Source organism: Spiribacter halobius, from assembly GCF_020883455.1.
Taxonomy (GTDB): Bacteria; Pseudomonadota; Gammaproteobacteria; order Nitrococcales; family Nitrococcaceae; genus Sediminicurvatus; species Sediminicurvatus halobius.
In genome coordinates this window covers 2,929,913-2,947,395 of the sequence record NZ_CP086615.1, presented here as the reverse complement: position 1 = coordinate 2,947,395, position 17,483 = coordinate 2,929,913, and the positions used below count along the sequence as shown (strand labels likewise).

Genomic DNA, 17,483 nt, shown 5'->3' with positions numbered 1-17,483 from the left:
GCCCAGAGCGAAGGAGCTGACTCACCATGCCCATGAACACCAGCCAGGCCCGGGTCATCAACCCGATCCTCACCGAGGTCGCCCAGGGCTACTCGCACCCGGAGCGCGTGGGCAGCGTGCTCTTCCCGCGGGTGCCGGTGCGCCAGCGCGGCGGCCAGATCATCGAGTTCGGCCAGGAGAGCTTCCGGCGCTACAAGACCCGCCGGGCCCCGGGCGCGAGCACCGCGCGCGTGCAGTTCGGCTACGAGGGCAAGCCCTTCGCGCTCGTGCAGGACGCGCTCGAGGGCATGGTGCCCTGGGAGCACATGGAGGACGCCAACCAGGTGCCCGGCATCGACCTCGGGCGCGAGGCCGCCAGCGAGACGATGGAGATCCTCTCGCTCGCGCTCGAGATCGAGCAGGCCGACCTCGCCCGCGACGCCAACAACTACAGCACCAGCCACAAGACCGCGCTCTCCGGCACCGACCAGTGGTCCGACGGCTCGAGCGATCCCTCCGCCCAGGTGCGCGACTACAAGGAGACCGTGCGCCAGGCCGTGGGCATGCGCCCGAACGTGGCGGTGATCAGCGCCGCGGTGTTCGCCCAGCTCGCCGAGCACCCGAAGATCGTCGACCGGGTCAAGTACACGAGCTCGGACTCGGTGACCGTGGAGCTCATCGCCCGCCTCTGGGGCCTGCGCCGGGTCGCGGTGGGTGACGCCGTCTACCTCGGCGACGGCGCCACCCAGATGACCGACGTCTGGGGCAAGGACGTGGTGCTGGCGTACGTGCCCGAGCAGATCACCAGCCGCCGCATGCCGAGCTACGGCTACACCTACACGCTCCGGGGCCACCCGGTGGTCGAGGAGCCCTACAACGAGCGCAACGCCAAGTCCTGGATGTACCCGGTGACCTACGAGCGCGCCCCCGTGCTCTCGGGCATCGAGTCCGGGTTCCTCATCCAGAACGCCGTGGCGTAAGCGGGACACCGCTGAGCGGCTCCGTCGGACGGCCTGGCGCTGGGGCGGCGGCGCCAGGCCGGAAGGAGCAACGGCAGGCCGGGGCCGCCCATCCCCGGCCCGGCCGACAGAAACATCCAGGAGGCAGCGTGAGCAACGACACCCGCACCTTTGAGGTCGCCACCCCGCTCCGCCACGACGGCGAGCGCTACGGCGTCGGCGACCCGGTCGAGATGACCGAGCGAGCTGCCCGGCCGCTGCTCGAGATCGGCGCGCTGCGCGAGCCCAAGGGCGGCGCCGCGGCCGCGAGCGGCACCGAGGAGCCGCCGGCCGAGGCTGAGCGCCACGCGCGCCTGGTCGCCGCCATCGCCGAGCTCGACCCGGAGAACGAGGCGCACTTCACCAAGGGCGGCAAGCCCGAGTGCGACGCCCTCGCCACCGTGAGCGGCATCGAGAGCGTCTCCGCCAAGGAGCGCGACGCCGCGTGGGCGGAGTACCAGGAGCAGCAGGCCGGGGGTAGCGGCGAGTGAGCTACGCCACCCAGGACGACCTGGTGCGCCGGTTCGGCGAGGGCGAGCTGCTCGACCTCGCCGATCGCGACAACGACGGCGTCATCGACACCGAGGTGGTTGACGGGGCGCTGGCGGACGCCGCCTCGCTCATCGACAGCTACATCGGCCGCCGGGTGAGCCTGCCGCTCGATCCGGTGCCGGCCGTCCTGGAGCGCGTGGCCTGCAACCTCGCGCGCTACTTCCTCTACGAGGACCGCGCCACCGAGGAGGTACGCAAGCGCCACGAGGAGGCGGTGAGCTGGCTGCGCGCGGTCTCCCGCGGCGAGGCCACGCTCGGCGCCGAGGCGCCGGCCACGACCACCGGCGGCTCGCCGGCGTACGAGGCGGGCCGGCGCGAGTTCGACGACGACGCGCTGAAGGGGTTCTGAGGTGCTGGCCGAAGTCGAGGACGCCATCATCGCGCGCTGCCAGACGGTGGTCGGGCAGTACGTCAAGAGCATCGAGGACCTGCCCGGGCGCTGGGACGAGCGCACGCTGCGCGCCGCGCTGCGCCGGGTGCCGGGCATCTACGTCGCCTGGTCGAGCGCGCGTGCCGAGGGCAACGCCAACCAGCCCAGGGCCTCGGCGCGCTACGTCGTGTACGTGGTCACGGGGCACGCGAGCGGCGAGCGTGAGCGCCGCCGGGGCAACAGCCGCCAGGTGGGCGCCTACGAGCTCCTCGAGCGCGTGGTGCCCGGGGTGCACGGGCTGACGGTGGATGGCGTGGGCACGCTCGCGCTCGAGTCCATCGACAACCTCTACTCCGATCGCTTCGACAAGGAGGGCGTGGTGGTCTACGGCGCGGCCTACCGCCTGGCGATGACCTTCCCCCCGCCGCTCGACGTCAACACGCTCGACGCCTTCACCACCTACCACGCCACCCACCAGGTGGGCGGCGCCGACGACCCCGACGCGGTCGACCAGGTCGACCTGCCGCAATGACCAGGAGGCACACCGTGCAGGAGAGCTACCTCAAACCCCGCGACGGCCTGCAGGTGCGCAAGCCCGACGGCCGCGTGCTCGCCGCCGAGGGCGAGCGCGTCGCGCTCACCAGTTACTGGCGCCGGCGCCTGCGCGACGGCGACGTCGTCGAGGCGCGCCCGCCCCGCAAGCCCAGCAAGGCCGAGAGCAAGGAGTAAGGCATGACCATCAGCTCCGGAGCCTTCAGTTCGATCCCCGCGGCGCTGCGCATCCCCGGCGTCTACATCGAGTTCGACTCCCGCCTCGCGGGCTCGAGCGCCTTCCAGGGCAAGCTGCTCGTCTTCGGCCAGCGCCTCGCCGCCGGCGAGCGCGCCGCGCTCGAGCTCGACCGCGTGACCTCCGCCGAGCAGGCCGAGCGGCTCTACGGCCGCGGATCCATGCTCGCCGAGATGCTGCGCGCCACGTTGAGCGCCGCCCCCTACCTTGAGACCTGGGCGATCGCCCTGGACGACGACGGCACGGCCGTCAAGGCGGCGGGCGACATCACCGTCGCCGGCACTGCCAACACCTCCGGGACGCTCGCGCTCTACATCGCGGGCTACCGGGTGCGCGTGGGTGTGGCTGCCGCGGACACCGCGAGCACCATCGCCCAGGCCATCGTCGACGAGATCAACGCCGACACCCGCCTGCCGGTCACCGCCGCGGTCAACGGCACCGTGCCCGAGCAGGTGGACCTCACCGCACGCTGGGCCGGCGAGACCGGCAACGACATCGACGTGCGCCTCAGTGCCCGCGGCGAGGACGGGGTGAGCGGCGTCACGTTCACCATCACGGACATGGCCGGCGGCAGCGCCAACCCCGATCTCGGCACCGCCATCCCGGTGATGGGCGACGAGTGGTGGAACTGGATCGCCTGCCCCTACACGGACTCGGCGAACCTCGACGCCCTCGAGGCCGAGCTCGACGACCGCTGGGGTCCGATGCGCCAGATCGGCGGCCGCGCCTTTACCGCCTACCGCGGCACGCACAGCGAGACCGGCACCTTCGGGAGCGCGCGCAATAGCCCGCACGTCACCTGCATGGGCACCGGCATCGCGGTCAGCCCCACGTGGCTGTGGGCGGCCACCAACGCCGCCGCCGGCGCCCGCGCGCTCGCCATCGACCCAGCGCGCCCGCTGCAGACCCTGGAGCTCCCGGGGCTCATGGGCCCGGCCGAGGCCGACCGCTTCACCGACAGCGAGCGCAACCTGCTGCTCTACGACGGGATCTCGACCTACCGCGTGGCCACCGACGGCACCGTGCGCATCGAGCGCCAGATCACCATGTACCAGGAGAACGCCGCGGGCATCGCGAGCGACGCCTACCTGGACATCCAGGTGCCGGAGACCCTCGAGCGCATCCGCTTCGAGCAGCGCAGCATGATCCTGCGCAAATATCCGAGGCACAAGCTCGCCGGCGACGCCGACGCGAGCCTCTACGGCGCCGGCCAGCCCATCGCCACGCCCAAGATCATCAAGGCCGAGCTCCTCGGGCTCTACCGCACGATGATCGGCTTCGGCTGGGTGCAGGACTACGAGGGCTACGCGGAGAGCCTCACCGCCAACATCGACCCCGAGGACCCCAACCGGCTCAACGTCATCGACAGCCCGCAGCTCGTCTCCGGCTACCGCGTCCACGCCATGCAGACGCAGTTCCGGCGCTGATCAAGGCCCCTTGAGGAGGCATTGCAGACATGACCCAGATCACCGGCAAGGCCACCGTCCGCGTCGACGGCGAGGAGCTGCTCTCCGAGGTGGGGGCGACGCTCAACGTCGGCGGCGTCGAGCGCGAGGCGCAACTCGGGCCGAGGGGCGTCCAGGGCTACAAGGAGAACCCGGTCGCCCCGAGCATCCAGGTGACCGTCCAGCACACCGGCGAGACCGACATCGTGCAGCTCGCCGGCATCACCGCCGCGAGCGTGCTCTTCGAGACGGACACCGGGGTGACCTACCTCATGCGCGAGGCCTTCGTCACCGAGCCGCCGGAGCTCGATGCGAGCGCGGGCACCTTCGCGCTCAACTTCTCCGGCATGGGCCTGGAGCGGGTGTAGCGTCATGAGCGAGGAGATCGTCATCCAGCTCAAGCATCCCGTCACCTACACCGCGGACAAGTTCGAGGGCGGTGGCGAGCGCACGCTCGAGGAGCTGCGCCTGCCCCCTCGCATCAAGGCCAAGCACCTGCGGGCGATGGACCAGGCGAAAGGCGAGATCGGCAAGGTGCTCGCGCTCGTCATGGCCATGACGGGGCTGCCCCAGGCGGCCGTGGACGAGCTCGACAGCGCCGACGTCGAGGCGGTCACGGAGGCCCTGGCCGGCCCTTTGTCGGGGTCCCCGGGGACTGGGCCGACGTCGTCGGGGTGATCGCCTATGTCTTCCACTTCCCGCCCTCGGAGCTCTGGGAGATGGACGTCCAGGAGCTGCGCTGGTGGCAGGAGCGGGCGAAGCGGCTGAGGAAGCACAACCGTGGCTGAGCTCAAGGCAAGCGTCATCCTCGACCTGGTGGACCGGATCTCGCGTCCGGTCCAACGCATCCAGCGCCGCTTCGGCCGGCTCGCCCAGTCCGCCGGCCTGCAGCGCCTGCGCCGCTCGGCCGTGGCGGTCGGCGAGGGCTTCAGCAACGTGCTGAGCAGCGCCGGGCGGCTCACGCGACGGCTCGCGCTCGCCGGCGGCGCGGCCGCGGGTGCGGTGTGGGGGTTCGAGCGGCTCGTCGCGAGCGTCACCGACGCGGCCGACGCCGCGGTGAAGACGGCGGACCGCCTTGGCATCAACGTCGAGACGCTCCAGGAGTGGCAGTACGCCGCCGAGCTCTCCGGGGTGCGGCAGAGCACGTTCAATATGGCGCTGCAGCGCTTCACCCGGCGCGCGGCGGAGGCCGCGAACGGCACCGGCGAGGCCGAGGGGGCGCTCCGGTTCCTCAACATCCAGCTGCGGGACACCAACGGCAACATCCGGCCGACCACGGAGCTCTTCCCCGAGGTGGCGGACGCCCTCGCCGAGATCGAGGATCCGGCGCTGCGCGTGCGCGCCGCCTTCAAGCTCTTCGACTCCGAGGGCGTGGCGGTCCTGCAGATGCTCGAGGACGGCTCCGAGGGGCTGCGCCGCATGGCCCGTGAGGCACACGAGGCCGGCGTCGTCATGGACGAGGCCTTCGCGCGCAAGGCCGTCGACTACACCGACAACATGACCGCCTTCCGCCGCACCCTCTTCGGGCTGCGCATCGCCGTGGTGCGCGAGCTGCTCCCGGCCGTCACCGATTGGCTCGAGCGCACCCGCGAGCTCATCCAGGCGAACCGCGAGGTGATCACCGAGCGGATCATGCAGGGGCTGCGCCGCTTCTGGTCTGTCGTCCTGCAGGTCTCCGGGGCGCTCAGCTGGGCCGCCGAGCGCATGGGCGGCTGGGGGCGCCTAGCGCTGGTCGCAGCGGCCATTGTGTCCGGGCCGCTCATCCTCGCCATCACCCAGCTGGGCATCGCCATCGGGGGGTTTGGTGTGGCGTTACTCGCGACTCCCATCGGCTGGTTCCTCGCGGGCGTCGCAGCGCTGGCTGGTGCCGCGTACCTGATCTACCGCCACTGGGGCCCGATCAGCGACTTCGTCTCCGAGCTCTGGGGCCGCGTGGTCTCGGCATTCCAGGGCGCCCTCGACTGGATCAAGGACATCCTCGACCCGGCGGCGCTCATGGAGGTGGGGCGCGCCTGGATCAATGGGCTGTGGAACGGCATCACCGAGCGCTTCAACGCCATGACCAACTGGCTGCAGGAGCGCGTGCGCAGCCTGGTCGACTGGATGCCGGACTGGGTGCAGGACCGGCTCGGCCTGGAGGGCATGGGCGCCCCTCAGATGGGGGCGCCGACGCTCGAGGGTGACGACGCCGCAGCGGTCGGGCCCGGGGAGGCGAGGGTCGGCGGCGAGCTCCGCATCACCATCGACAGCGAGGGCCGCCCCCGCGTCCGCGAGCTTCGGCGCGAGGGCGGCATGGACATCGGCGTGGATCTCGGGGTGGGGGTGATGCCGTGACGGGCATCGAGTTAAAAGGGCAAGGCCTGATGCGCTCTCAGATCGGCCACGTATCCAAGCTTGACCAGGAGGGCGGCTCGCTCCATCGAGTCGTGCTCAGGCCGGTCGGGCATCCCCACGATCCGGCCACTGAACACCACCGTCTGTCCCTTCTCGATCTCGGCGAGGATGTCGTACAGCGGGCTGCTCTGCTCGATGAGAGTGCCGTGCTCGTCCCCGAGTCGATAACGGGCGGTACCGACGACAAGACGATCATCAAGCTCGATGAGAACAGCGGCCGCGCCGTCCCGGGTGGTGCGCAGGCCGATCACCGTCCCGACCCAGTCGTGAACAGTGCCATCGTCTCCAATCGCTTCGGCGATGGCGCGATCCCGCTCTGTTCGGAGCTTGGAGCGCTGCAGGTCGTGATCGGTGCTGGCGTAGCGCTCGGCGTAGAGGTCGACCAGCTGGATCACCTGCTCCTGTTTACCGGGGATAGGGACCTCGTCTGCGATAGCCCCGAGGGAGAGAGTCATCAGCAGGGCCGTGGCCAGGGTTGCAGTGAGCCGCATGACGGTCGCCTCCGTTCGTCCAGCTGCGTCTGGAGCCTAGCACCGTGACCTGGCGTGATCGAGTCGACACTGCGGTTGGCTCCTTCCGGGGGGTCGAGTTCCACGTCGAGCGGCCGGGATTCTCCGCCGGGCGGCGTGTGCAGGTGCATGAGTATCCGCTGCGTGACCAGCCCTACGCCGAGGACCTCGGCCGCGCCACCCGCGAGTGGACCATCGACGCCTTCGTCATCGGCGACGACTACGACCTGCAGCGCGACCGCCTGATCGAGGCCGTCGAGCGCCCCGGCGCCGGCGAGCTTGTGCACCCGTACTACGGCCGCCGCCGCGTGGTGGTGACCGCCTTCCGCGTGCGCGAGTCCACCCGCGAGGGCGGCATCGCCAACGTCTCGCTCACGGTGGTGGAGGCCGAGGATACCGGCCGGCTGCCTCGGGCGGTGGCGGATACCCGTGCGCGCGTCGGTGACGCCGCCGCCGCGGCCCGCGAGGAGCTCCTGGCGGACTTCGAGGCCCACTACGACGTCCTCGACCTCGCCACCGACCGCGTGGCCACCATCGAGCGCGCGCTGCAGGACGCGCTCAGTGCCGTCGAGGAGTCCGTGGGCGGTGTGGCCGGCCCGGTGGCGGAGCTCATCCGCTCGCCCGCGGAGCTCGGCGCCCAGGTGCTGGAGAGCCTCGCCGAGGTGGGCGACCGGATCACGGAGCCGCAGCGGGCGCTGCTCATCTACGAGAACCTCTTCTCCGCCGGGGAGACCGACACCGCCTCGGCCACCGCGCCGGAGGGCGCGCGCAAGCAGGCCGAGGCACAGACCGCGGCCGTGCGCCTGGTGCGCCGGGGCGCGGCGGTGGAGAGCGCGGCGGCGAGCGCCACCTGGAGCTACGACACCCGCCAGGATGCCGTCTCGGCGCTCGAGACCGTGCACGGCGGGCTGCCCACGCAGCTCGAGTCCGACCCGCCCCCGCCGCCGGTGGTGGCGAGCGCGCTCGCGGAGCTCCGCGCGGCGGCCGTGCAGGACCTGCGCGAGCGCGGCGCGGCCCTGCCTGAGCTCACCGACTACACCCCGGCCGCGACGTTGCCGGCGCTGGTCATCGCCCAGCGCCTCTACGGCGACGGCCGCAGGGCCGACGAGATCGTGCGCCGCAACCGCATCCGCCACCCGGGCGCGGTGCCCGGGGGCACGGAGCTGGAGGTGCTCGGTGAGTGAGCTCGCGCTCGTCATCGGCGGCACCCGCCACCGCGGCTGGACCGAGGTGGAGATCCGCCGCGGCCTCGACCAGGTGGCGGACCGCTTCGAGCTATCGCTCACCGAGCGCTGGGCCGAGGGCCAGGCGCCGCGGCCGATCCAGGCCGGCGCGGCCTGCACGGTGGAGATCGACGGCGAGCGGGTGATCACCGGGCACGTCGACGACGTGCTGCCGAGCTACGACGCCGAGCAGCACAGCATCGTCGTCTCCGGGCGCTCGCTAACGGCGGACCTGGTGGACTGCGCCGGGCGGCGCGAGACCTGGGAGCAGCCGCGCCGCCTCGAGCAGGTGGCCCGGGAGATTGCCGAGCCCTTCGGCATCGAGGTGGTGGTCGAGGTGGACACCGGCGAGCCGCTGCGCCGGCCCGCTGTGGAGCCGGGGCAGCCCTACCACGAGGCGCTCGAGCAGCTCGCGCGCTACCGCGCGGTGCTGCTGGTGACCGACCCGCAGGGGCGGCTCGTGATCACCCGCCCGCCGCGCTCGCGGCTGCGCGAGGCGCTGGTGCTCGGCGAGAACATCCGCTCGGGTGCCGGGCGGTTCAGCGTGCGGGATCGGTTCTCGCGGGTGATCGTGGAGGGGCAGGAGCCCGCCCTTGAGGACTGGCAGAGCGGCGACTCTGCCCGGCGACCTGACGGCGTCGCGGAGGATACGGGCATCCGCTACCGGCCGATGCTCGTGCTGGCGGATACCGCCGTCGACTCCGCGAGCTGCCGGCAGCGTGCCGAGTGGGAGGGGCGCAAGCGCCGCGCCCGCGGCCGCGGGGTGACCTACACGGTCGCGCACTGGCGGCATCGCGAGAGCCTCTGGCGCCCGGGCGATCTCGTCCAGGTGCGCGACCCCTGGCTCGGCGTCGACGCCTGGCGGCTGATCGAGGGGGTGCTATTCCGCCTGGACGACCAGGGGGAGCGCACGGAGCTGCGCGTGGTGCCGCAGGAGGCGTGGGACATCGAGGCGGAGCCTGAGCCCCAGCCGGAGCAGGAGGCGTGGGGATGAGGGAGACGCTCGAGCGCCTGCTCGCGCCCATCTGGCGGCGGCTGCGGCTGATCGTCTCCCGCGGGGTGATCGGGCGCAGTGACGACGCCCGGCGCCTCCAGGTCGTGCAAGTGAGCCTGCTGGCCGGTGAAACGGCCCGTATGGAGCGCTTCCAGGAGTACGGCTTCAGCTCCCGGCCGCTCGAGGGCGCCGAGGCGATCGCGGCCGCCGTCGGCGGCGCTCGGGGGCACCTGGTGGCCGTGGCCGTGGACGACCGCCGCCACCGCCGCCGTGACCAGCAGCCCGGCGAGGTGGCGATCTACACCGACGAGGGTGACGAGATCCGCATGCGGCGCGGGCGGGTGATCGAGGTCATCAGCGGCGCTCAGGTGCACGTCACCGCCCCCGATGTGGTGGCCGACTGCGACACGGCGACGGTGCAGGCCACCACCTCGGTGACGCTCGACAGCCCGAGCGTCACCGTCACCGGAGACCTCAGCGTGCAGGGCGCGATCGACGCCGGCGGCGACGTGAAGGCGGGCGCGATCAGCCTGCAGCAGCACGTGCACGGCAGCGTGCAGTCGGGCACCGAGGATACGGGGGTGGCGAAGTGACCGACATCGCCCTCATCCAGGACGCCGACGGCCGGCGGGACATCGCCCTCGAGGCGGGCGACCTCGCCGCCGAGGAGAGCCCGCGCACCGCGGTGGTGCTCTCGCTGCTCACCGACCGCCGCGCCGATACCGACGACGAGCTACCCGACGGCGGTAGCGACCGCCGCGGCTGGTGGGCGGACGCCTGGTCCGAGCCGTCGGAGGATCTCATCGGCTCGCGACTCTGGCTGCTCGCGCGCGAGAAGGAGCTCCCCGCGGTGGCCCGCCAGGCCGAGGCTTATGCACGCGAGGCGCTGCAGTGGCTCGTCGATGACGGCATCGCCGAGAGCGTGGAGGTCACCGCCGAGGACTTCCGCGCCGAGTGGCTGACCCTCCGGGTGGTGATCCGCCGCCGCGGCGGCGGCACCGTCGAGCAGCGCTACGACTACGTCTGGGAGGCCCTCTGATGCCCTGGCAGAGCCCCACGCTCGAGCAGCTCATAGAGCGGATCCGCGCCGACATCCGCGCGCGGCTGCCCGGCGCGCAGCCGGAGCTGCGCCGCTCGCTGCTCGGCGTGCTCGCGAGCGCCGAGGCGGGCGCGGTGCAGGGGCTCTACGGCTACCTCGACTGGCTCGCCCGCCAGCTGATGATCGACACGGCCGAGGCCGAGCACCTGGAGCGCTGGGCCGGCATCTGGGGACTGAGCCGCGCAGCGGCGGTCCCGGCAGCGGGCAATGTGGACGTCACCGGCTCCGCCGGCGCCGAGCTCCCCGCGGGCATCGAGCTCGAGTCCGACGCCGGGCAGACCTACACCACCGACACGACGCTCACCCTCGATGCGGCCGGCACCGGCACGGTGGCCGTCACTGCCGTTGAGGCTGGGGCGGATGGCAACCTCGCCGAGGGCGCTACGCTGCGCCTGCTCACGGCCGTCACCGGCATCGACAGCGAGGCGGTGGTGGCCGCCGGCGGGCTCACCGGCGGCGCCGACGAGGAGGGCGACGCGCGCCTGCGCGAGCGGCTGCTCGAGCGCATCCGCCGCCGCCCGCACGGCGGCAGCCGCGACGACTACGAGCGCTGGGCGCTCGAGGCGCACCCGGACGTGACCCGCGCCTGGGTCTATCCGCAGGAGACCGACCCCGGCACCGTCACCGTGCGCGCGGTCTGCGACGAGCTCGACCCGATCACCCCGCCGGCCGAGGTGACCGGCGCCATCGAGGACTACATCGACGCCGAGCGCCCGGTCACGGCCGGCTTCTACGTGGTGGCCCCCACCGAGGCGCCGCTCGATCTCTCCATCAAGCTCACGCCGGACAGCACCGAGGTGCGCGAGCGCGTCACCGACGCGCTGAACGACTTCTTCGCCCGCGTCGCCGAGCCGGGCGGCACCATCTACCGCGAGCAGCTCTCCGGGGTGATTTACGTCGCCGCCGGCGAGAGCCGCCACGAGCTGCAGAGCCCGACCGGGGACGTCACCCACACGATCAATGAGATCGCCGTGCTCGGGGTGATTACGTGGCTCTGACGCGCGATGACTACCGCCGGGCGCTCCACGCACTGCTGCCCCCGGGTCAGGCGCTGCCCGCGGACGCCGACAGCCGCTGGCAGCAGCTGCTCGAGGCCCTCGCCGGCGAGCTCGCCCGGGCCGATGGCCGCGCCGAGACGCTCCGCGACGAAGCCGACGTCCGCACCACCTACGAGCTGCTCGCCGACTGGGAGCGCGTCGCCGGCCTGCCCGATCCCTGCGTGCCGGGCGAGCAGACGCTCGAGGAGCGCCGCGCCGCGCTCGTGCGCGTGCTCATCGGCACCGGCGGCCAGAGCCGCAACTACTACGTCGAGCTCGCGGCCGCGCTCGGCTACGAGATCACCATCGAGGAGCACCACCCGCATACGGTGGCCGACGACGTGGCGCACCCGATCAAGGGTGACACCTGGCGCTGGGCCTGGACCGTGCGCTCGCCGGAGTCGACGGTCACCTACCTCACCGTCGCCGGCACCGTGGACGAGCCCCTCGCCACCTGGGGCAACGAGCGCCTCGAGTGCGTGATCGAGCGCTTCAAGCCGGCCCACACCGACGTGCTGTTCGCCTACGGATAACGGAGGCTGTAGAGAGTCATGGTCGACAGAGTCTGGGAAAGCGACGCCGCAGCGTCCGCACCCGCCGTCTTCACGGATCCGTCGGTGGGGTATCCCACTGATGGCAATCCCACGCAGGGCATCCCGGCGACTAGACCGGGTGCCTATTGGTATCACATGGTCACCGAAGCGCTGCGCCGGGTGATCACCTACAAGGGCCGCACGCCCGACCACACCGACCTCGACCAGCTCAGCCGCGCGGTGCACGAGCACGAGGACCAGGAGCAGGCGGGCACGCACTACCGCGTGATCGTCGTCGATGGCGTGCTTGCACTCGAGGAGGTCTGATGTACGGCTACCCCAAGACCATCTCCACCCGCTACGACGTCGAGTACCTGGTGAGCTTCCTCGGCACGCCTTGGGCGACCGAGGACAACAAGCGCCGGGGGCTCGCGTTCCTGCGCGGGCTGAAGGAGCGCCAGAAGGCCTACACCTTCGACCGCACGCTCGCCGAGAGCGAGGAGCCGGACGGTCCGGAGCCGGAGTACCTCGTGCTCACCGACGAGGAGGGCATCCGGCGCCAGCACCGGCTCACCGACGACCCGAACGCACTGATCCACCGCCTGGGCTTCACCGAGGCCGAGGTGGATGACCTCATCGCGACCGTGGAGAGCAGCTGATGGCATCCGGCGACCGCATCATCCTCCCCGCGCAGGCCGCGGGGTTCATCGCCCTGATGGGGCACATCGAGAAGGGCACGGGCGACACCCTGAACCTGCCCGAGGGCATGGCCAACATCGGCGGCAATAGCCAGGGGTACGTGCTCGCGCCGCAGACAGACTGGGATCCGCTCGGGGCTGGCAACAACGATGGCACCTTTGACGCGCTGGCCCTCGGCGATGACATCTACATCTATGCCGTCACGGACCCCTCCGGCACCGCGCAGTGGCTGGCGAGCAAGAACTCGACCGTGCCCTCCGGCTACACGGCGGGCACCAGCCGCAAGATCGGCGGCTTCCACTACGGCCGCGTGCGCCCGGTGGCGGAGCGCTACGACAGCGCCTACTCGCCGGCGACTCAGATCGTGCCGAACTCGGTGTGGGACCTGCAGCACCGCCCGAAGTGCGACCCGAGCGGCATGGTGGAGGTCGTGCCGGGGCGGCTGTGGGTGGACATCTACCTGAACAGCGAGGGCAGCGGCACCTGGCCGGAGAACGTGCCGGTGAGCCAGTACGGGGCGACGCTGATCAAGGACGACGTGTACGCCAGGGTCGACTTCCATGTGCTCGCCCGCAACGCCGGCAAGCGCCTGCCGACCGTCGAGGAGTTCCTCACCTACGCCGTGGGCGCGCCCCAGGGCGCGGACGCCAACAACGACACCGCCTGGTCGGATACCAGCAACACCGGCCCGACCACCGCGGGCGGCGTCGCCAAGGCGGTGAGCATGTTCAACGTCGTGGACGCCGTTGGGAACCTGTGGGACTGGCTGGATAACCAAATCGATTTGGGCGGCACGTTTGCCTGGGATCGCACGGTCGTCGACGTCGGGCAGGATTCGGCCTTTGCCCGTGGCGAGGTCTATCACGCCGGTTGGCGCTGCTTCCTTGGCGGCGGCAACTTCGGCGAGGGCGTGCACGCCGGTGCGCGCTGCCTCTTCTTGCCTGCGAATCCGTGGGGCGCGAATGGCGGTGTGGGCCTGCGCTGCGTCTGTGACGCCCTGTGACCTGGCGCCCTGAAGAGGTCCCGCGGCAGCGGGGCCTCGTGGTCGTGAGCAAGGCCGAGCGGCTGATCGCCGACCTCGGCCCGCAGATCGACCGGATCCCGAAGCACCAGCGCTACCGCTTCGCGGTCCGGCTCGAGGCCGCCCTCTGGGAGCTCGTGCGGCGCCTCATCGAGGCGGCGACGAGCGGCCAGAAGAGCAAGGTCTATCGGGCCGACGAGCAGATCCGGTATCTTCATGCGCTCCTGCGGCACGGCGCCGAGCGCCGGCTGCTGGGCGCGAAGCGAGTGGGCGAGGCCGCCGGGCAGCTCTCCGAGATCGGAGCGATGGTCGGCGCCTGGCGGCAGCGCCTGAAGTGATCGTTGCAAAGGGCGGAGCGGGTTTCGACGCCGATTGGCGCTGCTTCATTGGCGGCGGCAAATTCGACGAGGGCGTGCACGCCGGTGCGCGCTGCCTCAACTTGAATGCGAATCCGTGGAACGCGAATGGCAATGTGGGCCTGCGCTGCGTCTGTGACCCGACTACCCAGAGAGGGCGGCGCCGCGGTCGCCGTCACCTGAGATCCCCACAGGGGTCAGCCGTTCCGTCCTGGTCCCGGCCGCAAGCCGGGCCGAAGACGAAAGCCCGGTCAGCGCGAGTAGCGTGCGCGAAAACCCTGGCCGGGCGCCCTTTTCAAGGAGCGAGAATGGGTGCGAAACACAAGCGGCTAATTGGGCAGATCGTCGACTGGGGCAACCTCATATCGGCCCACCGAAAGGCGCGCCTCGGCAAGCGCAATCGCGACGAGATACTCGCCTTTGAAGCACAGCTGTGGGAGGAGCTCGGCCGGCTGCAAATGGAGATGCTCTGGGGCACCTATCAGCCGGGCCGCTATCGCGCGTTCGAGGTGTACGAGCCGAAGCGCCGGGAGATCCTCGCCGCGCCCTACCGCGATCGCGTGGCGCAGCACGCCATCTGCAGCGTCTGCGGGCCGATCTGGGACCGCGCGATGATCGCCGACAGCTTCGCCTGCCGCGTCGGCAAGGGCACGCACGCGGGCGCGAACCGGGTGCAGTCGTGGCTGCGCGGCATGCAGGCGACCGGCCCGGTGTGGGTGCTTAAGATGGACGTGAGCAAGTACTTCCCCTCGATCCGCCACAGCCTCGCGCGGGCCGTGGTGCGCGACAAGATCCGCTGCCCCGACACGCTCCTGCTCCTGGACCGCATCATCCAGAGCACCGCGGGCACGGACGAGCTCGACCCTTGCGGTATTCCGGTGGGCAACCTCACCAGCCAGTGGATCGCCAATCTCGTCGGCAACCGCATCGACCAGTGGGCGAAGCGGGATCTGCGCCTGCGTCGCTACGCGCGCTACATGGACGACATGGTGGTGCTGGTGAGGAGCCGTACCGAGGCGCTCCAGGTGCGCGCCGCGTTCGAAACCAATCTCGCGAGCCTGGGGCTGCGCTTCAGCAAGACGAGCGTCCTGCCCGCCACCCGCGGCGTGAACTTCCTCGGCTACCGCATCTGGGCCCACAAGCGCCTCCTGCGCCGCGACTCCATCCGCCGCATGAAGGCCCGCCTGCGCGAGCTACAGTGGCGCTATGCCTGTGGCGAGATCACCCTCCCCGAGGTCCGCCAGCGCATCGCCTCGTGGGTGGCTCACGCCGAGCACGCCGACACCGAGAACCTCCGCCGCCAGCTCCTCGGTGCAGCCGTCTTTCAGCGGCCTTTACAGGGCACTGCTACGGTGTCGCAATCAACGTGGCGCGCTGTCGCAATCAACGTGGCGCGTTACAGCGGGCAGTGCGCCGAGCCCATCGGTATGCAGGCACTGTAAACTTGAATCCCGAAACTCGAAACTCAGCGTGATTCGCCGGCAAGTGTCCCACGCTGCCCTGCAGACGCGACGGTGCGTAATGCCATGAGCGAGCTGCCTGACGCCCTCTACACCCCCGAGCAGGTGCGCGAGCTCGACCGCCGTGCCATAGAGGACTATGGGCTGCCCGGCGAGCAGCTGATGGAGCGGGCAGGGGCCAGCGCCTACCGCCTGCTGCGGCGGCGCTTCCCGGACGCACGGCGGCTGCTGGTGCTCTGTGGCGGCGGCAACAATGGCGGCGACGGCTACGTCATCGCCCGGCGCGCGCACCAGGACGGGCTGGAAGTGACCCTCTGCCCGCTGGTGCCCATCGAGCGACTGAAGGGCAGCGCCGCCGCGGCCGCCCGTGGCGCCGGTGAGCAGCTCGAGCCGACGGCCTTCGATGCGGAACATCTCGCCGGTGCGGACCTCGTCGTGGACGCCCTGCTCGGCACCGGCCTCGACCGGCCTGTGGCGGGAGAGCTTGGGGAGGTCATTGCGGCCGTCAACGCTGCCGGCCGACCGGTGCTGGCGGTGGACGTACCTTCGGGGCTGAGCGCACGGACCGGCGCGGTCCTGGGCGTGGCCGTTCGCGCCGCGCTGACGCCGACCTTCATCGGTCTGAAGCAGGGGCTGTTCACGGGCGACGCGCCGGCATACACCGGCGAGGTGGTGTTCGACGACCTGCAGGTGCCGCCGGGCGTCTACGATGCGCCGGCACCCGTGGCGCGGCTGCTCGGTGACGGCTGGCTGCGGGATCGGCTGCCGCCGCGGGAGCGGACCGCGCACAAGGGCCGGTTCGGGCATGTGCTGGTGGTGGGGGGCGACCACGGCATGGGCGGTGCCGCGCGCCTCGCCGCCGAGGCGGCGGGCCGTACCGGGGCGGGGCTGGTGAGCGTCGCGACACGGCCGGCGCATGTCCCGGCCGTGCTCGCCGCGCGTCCGGAGCTCATGGTGCGGGGCGTGGAGGAGGGCGAGTCCCTCGCCCCCCTGCTGGAGCGGGCCACGGTGCTCGCCTGCGGCCCCGGGCTCGGCACCGGCCCATGGGGGCGGGCGCTGCTCGCGGAGGCCCTGGCTGCGGGGCTGCCGCTGGTTCTGGACGCTGACGCCCTCAGTCTGCTGTCGGCCGGGATGGCACTGCCCGACGGCCCGCGGGTGCTGACGCCGCACCCCGGCGAGGCAGCCCGCCTGCTCGATACGGACACGACGAGCATCCAGCAGGACCGATTCGCCGCGACGCAGGAGATCGCCCGCCGCTACCGCGCTGCGGTGGTGCTGAAGGGCGCCGGCACCGTGGTGGCGGACGTCGAGCGCTGTGCGGTCTGCGCCGCCGGCAACCCGGGCATGGCGAGCGGCGGCATGGGTGACGTGCTCACCGGGGTTGTCGCCGCGCTGCTGGCACAGGGGCTGACGGCGTTCGAGGCGGCGGCCGCCGGCGCGCTGGTGCATGCCACCGCCGCCGACCGCGCCGCGGCGGCGGGGGGCGAGCGCGGCCTGCTCGCCGGCGATCTGTTTGCCGCGCTGCGCACCGTGGTGAATCCCGCTTGAGCCGGGTCGTGGAGCTGGCGGACGCGGCCGCCACCGAGGCGCTGGGCGCGCGGCTGGCGGAGAGCCTGCCGGCGCGCGGCAGCGTGCACCTGGTGGGGGATCTGGGCGCCGGCAAGACCACCCTGGTCCGGGGGCTGCTGCGGGCGGCCGGGCACGACGGCCCGGTACGCAGCCCCACCTACACCCTGGTGGAGCCCTATGCGATCGGCTCGGGCGCGCGCGTCTTCCACCTCGACCTCTACCGCCTGGGCGACCCGGAGGAGCTCGAGTACATCGGCCTCCGCGAGCTTACCGCGGAGGGGCTGCTGCTGGTGGAATGGCCGGAGCGGGGGGAGGGCGTGCTGCCGGCGCCGCTGCTCAGCGTGCGGCTCGAGCCGATGGCCGGCGGGCGCCGCGCCATGCTGACCGCCGCCGGCGGTGCCCCGGGCCCGTGGCGGGCGCTGGCCGGCTGACGCCAACCGAATTGAAACTGGTGTGAG

24 protein-coding genes are annotated in these 17,483 nt (G+C 71.8%); 23 read left to right on the top strand and 1 reads right to left on the bottom strand.

The window, feature by feature from the left end:
• The first annotated feature begins 26 nt into the window (after positions 1 to 26).
• From LMH63_RS13710 to LMH63_RS13665, 10 genes are all read left to right on the top strand, one after another.
• Entirely contained in the window at positions 27 to 959 is a 933-nt protein-coding gene (locus LMH63_RS13710; RefSeq protein WP_109678834.1) for a major capsid protein, read from the top strand.
• Between the two features lie 128 nt (positions 960 to 1,087).
• Positions 1,088 to 1,468 (top strand): hypothetical protein, encoded by a 381-nt coding sequence (locus tag LMH63_RS13705; RefSeq protein WP_158280380.1) that lies wholly within the window; start codon positions 1,088 to 1,090, stop codon positions 1,466 to 1,468.
• Positions 1,465 to 1,878, top strand: coding sequence for a gp436 family protein (locus LMH63_RS13700; protein ID WP_109678835.1), 414 nt, complete (start codon positions 1,465 to 1,467; stop codon positions 1,876 to 1,878). The genes LMH63_RS13705 and LMH63_RS13700 overlap by 4 nt, the downstream gene beginning before the upstream one ends.
• Before the next feature lies 1 nt (position 1,879).
• Positions 1,880 to 2,431, top strand: coding sequence for a phage protein Gp37 (locus tag LMH63_RS13695; protein ID WP_109678836.1), 552 nt, complete (start codon positions 1,880 to 1,882; stop codon positions 2,429 to 2,431).
• A gap of 14 nt (positions 2,432 to 2,445) precedes the next feature.
• The gene (locus LMH63_RS13690) at positions 2,446 to 2,628 is read left to right on the top strand and encodes a DUF2635 domain-containing protein (RefSeq protein WP_199225669.1); all 183 of its coding nucleotides are present in this window, start codon (positions 2,446 to 2,448) and stop codon (positions 2,626 to 2,628) included.
• A gap of 3 nt (positions 2,629 to 2,631) precedes the next feature.
• Complete coding sequence (locus LMH63_RS13685; RefSeq protein WP_109678838.1) at positions 2,632 to 4,113, top strand: phage tail sheath subtilisin-like domain-containing protein; 1,482 nt, start codon at positions 2,632 to 2,634, stop codon at positions 4,111 to 4,113.
• A gap of 29 nt (positions 4,114 to 4,142) precedes the next feature.
• Positions 4,143 to 4,499: a phage tail tube protein gene (locus tag LMH63_RS13680; protein WP_109678839.1), complete on the top strand. Its 357-nt coding sequence runs from the start codon at positions 4,143 to 4,145 to the stop codon at positions 4,497 to 4,499.
• Positions 4,500 to 4,503: 4 nt separating this feature from the next.
• On the top strand, positions 4,504 to 4,809 hold the full coding sequence (locus LMH63_RS13675) for a phage tail assembly protein (RefSeq protein ID WP_158280381.1): 306 nt from the start codon (positions 4,504 to 4,506) through the stop codon (positions 4,807 to 4,809).
• A complete protein-coding gene (locus LMH63_RS13670; RefSeq protein ID WP_109678841.1) occupies positions 4,806 to 4,919 on the top strand; it encodes a GpE family phage tail protein in 114 nt (37 codons plus the stop codon). Before LMH63_RS13675 ends, LMH63_RS13670 begins: the two co-directional genes overlap by 4 nt.
• Positions 4,912 to 6,465, top strand: a complete 1,554-nt coding sequence (locus LMH63_RS13665; RefSeq protein WP_109678842.1) for a phage tail tape measure protein — start codon at positions 4,912 to 4,914, stop codon at positions 6,463 to 6,465. Before LMH63_RS13670 ends, LMH63_RS13665 begins: the two co-directional genes overlap by 8 nt.
• A gap of 11 nt (positions 6,466 to 6,476) precedes the next feature.
• Here LMH63_RS13665 and LMH63_RS13660 read toward each other — a convergent pair whose 3' ends face one another.
• A complete protein-coding gene (locus LMH63_RS13660) occupies positions 6,477 to 7,016 on the bottom strand; it encodes a hypothetical protein (RefSeq protein WP_109678843.1) in 540 nt (179 codons plus the stop codon).
• Positions 7,017 to 7,060: 44 nt separating this feature from the next.
• Between LMH63_RS13660 and LMH63_RS13655 the strand changes: the two genes are divergently transcribed.
• The 13 genes from LMH63_RS13655 to tsaE all read left to right on the top strand — a co-directional run bounded on the left by LMH63_RS13655 (position 7,061) and on the right by tsaE (position 17,456).
• Positions 7,061 to 8,218: a DNA circularization protein gene (locus tag LMH63_RS13655; RefSeq protein ID WP_109678844.1), complete on the top strand. Its 1,158-nt coding sequence runs from the start codon at positions 7,061 to 7,063 to the stop codon at positions 8,216 to 8,218.
• Complete coding sequence (locus LMH63_RS13650; protein ID WP_109678845.1) at positions 8,211 to 9,251, top strand: phage baseplate assembly protein; 1,041 nt, start codon at positions 8,211 to 8,213, stop codon at positions 9,249 to 9,251. Before LMH63_RS13655 ends, LMH63_RS13650 begins: the two co-directional genes overlap by 8 nt.
• Positions 9,248 to 9,844: a phage baseplate assembly protein V gene (locus tag LMH63_RS13645; RefSeq protein ID WP_109678846.1), complete on the top strand. Its 597-nt coding sequence runs from the start codon at positions 9,248 to 9,250 to the stop codon at positions 9,842 to 9,844. The genes LMH63_RS13650 and LMH63_RS13645 overlap by 4 nt, the downstream gene beginning before the upstream one ends.
• Positions 9,841 to 10,290, top strand: coding sequence for a phage GP46 family protein (locus LMH63_RS13640; protein ID WP_109678847.1), 450 nt, complete (start codon positions 9,841 to 9,843; stop codon positions 10,288 to 10,290). The genes LMH63_RS13645 and LMH63_RS13640 overlap by 4 nt, the downstream gene beginning before the upstream one ends.
• Complete coding sequence (locus LMH63_RS13635) at positions 10,290 to 11,348, top strand: baseplate J/gp47 family protein (protein ID WP_109678848.1); 1,059 nt, start codon at positions 10,290 to 10,292, stop codon at positions 11,346 to 11,348. The genes LMH63_RS13640 and LMH63_RS13635 overlap by 1 nt, the downstream gene beginning before the upstream one ends.
• Positions 11,339 to 11,920, top strand: coding sequence for a YmfQ family protein (locus LMH63_RS13630; RefSeq protein WP_109678849.1), 582 nt, complete (start codon positions 11,339 to 11,341; stop codon positions 11,918 to 11,920). The genes LMH63_RS13635 and LMH63_RS13630 overlap by 10 nt, the downstream gene beginning before the upstream one ends.
• Positions 11,921 to 11,938: 18 nt before the next feature.
• Entirely contained in the window at positions 11,939 to 12,247 is a 309-nt protein-coding gene (locus LMH63_RS13625; protein WP_146205216.1) for a hypothetical protein, read from the top strand.
• The gene (locus LMH63_RS13620; RefSeq protein ID WP_109678850.1) at positions 12,247 to 12,579 is read left to right on the top strand and encodes a hypothetical protein; all 333 of its coding nucleotides are present in this window, start codon (positions 12,247 to 12,249) and stop codon (positions 12,577 to 12,579) included. Before LMH63_RS13625 ends, LMH63_RS13620 begins: the two co-directional genes overlap by 1 nt.
• Positions 12,579 to 13,622, top strand: coding sequence for a phage major tropism determinant (locus tag LMH63_RS13615; RefSeq protein WP_109678851.1), 1,044 nt, complete (start codon positions 12,579 to 12,581; stop codon positions 13,620 to 13,622). The genes LMH63_RS13620 and LMH63_RS13615 overlap by 1 nt, the downstream gene beginning before the upstream one ends.
• A 38-nt stretch (positions 13,623 to 13,660) precedes the next feature.
• Complete coding sequence (gene avd, locus LMH63_RS13610) at positions 13,661 to 13,978, top strand: diversity-generating retroelement protein Avd (protein ID WP_229332600.1); 318 nt, start codon at positions 13,661 to 13,663, stop codon at positions 13,976 to 13,978.
• A 326-nt stretch (positions 13,979 to 14,304) separates the two neighbouring features.
• A complete protein-coding gene (locus tag LMH63_RS13605) occupies positions 14,305 to 15,438 on the top strand; it encodes an RNA-directed DNA polymerase (RefSeq protein WP_109678853.1) in 1,134 nt (377 codons plus the stop codon).
• Positions 15,439 to 15,522: 84 nt separating this feature from the next.
• Positions 15,523 to 17,004 carry an NAD(P)H-hydrate dehydratase gene (locus LMH63_RS13600; RefSeq protein ID WP_109678854.1) on the top strand — a complete coding sequence of 494 codons (1,482 nt, stop codon included), beginning with the start codon at positions 15,523 to 15,525 and terminating at the stop codon, positions 17,002 to 17,004.
• Positions 17,001 to 17,456, top strand: coding sequence for a tRNA (adenosine(37)-N6)-threonylcarbamoyltransferase complex ATPase subunit type 1 TsaE (gene tsaE, locus LMH63_RS13595; RefSeq protein WP_109678855.1), 456 nt, complete (start codon positions 17,001 to 17,003; stop codon positions 17,454 to 17,456). The genes LMH63_RS13600 and tsaE overlap by 4 nt, the downstream gene beginning before the upstream one ends.
• Positions 17,457 to 17,483 lie beyond the last annotated feature (27 nt).